Origin of the sequence: Pseudomonas edaphica, assembly GCF_005863185.1 — a bacterium.
GTDB classification, from domain to species: domain Bacteria; phylum Pseudomonadota; class Gammaproteobacteria; order Pseudomonadales; family Pseudomonadaceae; genus Aquipseudomonas; species Aquipseudomonas edaphica.
On sequence record NZ_VBVZ01000817.1, the window covers coordinates 1 to 2262 of the forward strand.

Genomic DNA, 2262 nt, shown 5'->3' on the forward strand with positions numbered 1-2262 from the left:
CCTAAGCCCCGAGCAGCAAGCGATAAGAGAAAGGTTTGACCATACATACCAATATCTCCGGCCGTCCGGACACTGTCACCAAAAACCGGCATAAATAAAAAGACCGCCTGGGGTGCGTTGAAAAAGGAAAAATTCAAGGCTGTTGCTTGACGGCGCCCCGCCTCATCCTCGCGCGTGATGTTCATCGCCTCGTAATAGGCTTTGCCCTGCGCGTTCTTACGATCCGCATAAATGCCGTAGAAAGCGTCCATATCGAATGAAAAGTCAGGAGTGAATTCGCCAGCTGCATTTTTCGCGTGAAGAACCTGCGACAGCTCTACTAATTTCTGGCCACTGACTATATGCACGTTCCACGGCTGGGTATTGCAGTTGGAAGGCGCGCACTGGGCGTCTTTCAGAACTTCTTGAAGGATGTGATCAGGTACAGGGGTGTTTAAAAAACCACGGAAAGACCGTCGGCTCCGTGCTGTTTTTTGAAACGCTAAAGTGTCATCCATCGGCGTTGCATCATCCAAACCAGCCATTGCAAGCGTCATAACTTCCTCTTGGTCAAATATAAGAATTTCAGTTACCCAGTGGTAAATTGAGCAAGGAGCCATTGCGACCACATCCTATCAACGCATAAAGCTCCAACGGACGCAGAGGTGTTTGCAGAACCCCTCGAAGGGGAATGTCATGAGCTTTCGCCCAGAGAATCAGGTTTTGACGCTGTTGAGAATTTACGTCGGCAATCGCAACAACCGATAAGATCGCGCGGTATCGGGTAAACAATTTCAAATTCTCTGCGTCGTTAGGCAGGTCAAATGCGTCATACACCAAGTATTCAAAGTGCTTGCCCGCTTCCAGAGCATCGACCACCTCACTGACGTTGTTGCACAAGCAGAGCAAGAAATACCCCAGATGATTGAGCGTGCGGGCATAGGCAAAAAGCGTGCTGGGATTCTTGCTGACGATAAGAATTCTCCCCGATCCGGTGTGCACTGCTCGCTCCTCGAAAAACGCCAAAGTATCCCGTTGTCGTCGATGGGCCTACGGGATAAATCTCGGCATTTCCTTGGTTTTTCTTGGATTTCAAAAAAGCGTACTACTCACAACAGAAGCAAGATCTTTCTCGATTTCCAGCAAGAAATTTCGCCCCTCTGTTGAGCGCAAAACCTGGAGCTGAGCGCATACCGGGTCTGCAATAATGGCTCACTAAGATAAACAGACTGTTGACGTAAAAAATTCAACCATACTCAACCAGGTCAGTACCGAGTCGCATGGAAATAGCGCGGTGTACTCCTGAATCCCCCTTCTGCATTCCATAAGGCTAAGCAACTGAAAAATGAGAAAAAAAGTACTGATCGTCGATGATCACCCAATGGTCCGTCACGGTATTCGCGTAGCCCTTGAGTCCATCGGATTCGAGATAATAGGCGAGACCTCCGACGGAGCCGACGCCGTCCAACTGATCGAGTCGTTGAAGCCAAACGTGGTAATTCTCGACATTGGCCTCGAAAAAGTGGACGGCCTGACGGTCTTGAAACGTATCGTGCGGGAAAAACTTGAAACCCGCGTGCTCGTCTACACATCACAGACCAAAGACACCTTTGCCAGTCGCTGCTTTCAAGCCGGCGCCAGTGGGTTTGTCAGCAAAAGCGAACCCACAGCCCAATTGCTCAAGGCGATCGAAACAGTCGCCGACGGCTACGTGCTCTTCCCAAGGGATGTCATGCCGTTTTTCTCGGGAACCTCTGCAACAGGGGAAGCTGGGGCCCTGGAAAATCTAACAGATCGAGAAATGCATGTGATGCGGTTGCTGGCTGAAGGGTTTTCCAACCGCGATATTGCGCAGAAACTCAACCTCAGTACCAAAACGATCAGCGGCCATAAAATCAACATTCTCATGAAGTTAAACGTCACCTCGGTAGTGGAGTTGGCTAACATCGCCAAACAACATAACCTCATCTGAGCCTGAGTTCGTGAAGACGATATTTCCCCAAATTAGTGCCCTCCTCTTTGTGCTGATGTTCGGGATTTGCAGTCAGGTTCTTGCCGAAACCGGTGACCTTCAGCCTAAGGCGCGACAAGCGCTTAACGCCGTGAAAATCCAGCTCAACGAGCAAGAACGGGCCTGGCTCAAGCGCAAGCATGCATTGATCGTCGGCGTGAGCATTGAATCCTTGCCGCCCTACCGGATCATCAACGACCACTCGAGTTTTGAAGGACTTACAGCGGATTATCTCGTGGCACTGCAGCGTGAGTTGGGAGTGTCTATCGAGG

Annotated in this window: 4 protein-coding genes; 2 read left to right on the forward strand and 2 right to left on the reverse strand. The window is 50.3% G+C overall.

Annotation, left to right across the window (positions count from 1 at the left end; all coding sequences use genetic code 11):
* The coding region (locus FEM54_RS30835; protein ID WP_240792831.1) for a nitroreductase family protein at positions 1 to 536 on the reverse strand (536 nt) is incomplete at its 3' end.
* Positions 537 to 564: 28 nt separating this feature from the next.
* Positions 565 to 981, reverse strand: coding sequence for a hypothetical protein (locus tag FEM54_RS30840; protein WP_138454093.1), 417 nt, complete (start codon positions 979 to 981; stop codon positions 565 to 567).
* A 343-nt stretch (positions 982 to 1324) separates the two neighbouring features.
* On the opposite strand from FEM54_RS30840, the gene FEM54_RS30845 reads away from it, so the two are divergent.
* Together FEM54_RS30845 and FEM54_RS30850 are read left to right on the forward strand one after the other, a co-directional pair.
* Positions 1325 to 1951 (forward strand): response regulator transcription factor, encoded by a 627-nt coding sequence (locus FEM54_RS30845; RefSeq protein ID WP_138454094.1) that lies wholly within the window; start codon positions 1325 to 1327, stop codon positions 1949 to 1951.
* Positions 1952 to 1961: 10 nt separating this feature from the next.
* Positions 1962 to 2262: type 2 periplasmic-binding domain-containing protein (locus FEM54_RS30850; RefSeq protein WP_138454095.1), on the forward strand; the 301-nt coding region annotated here is incomplete at its 3' end.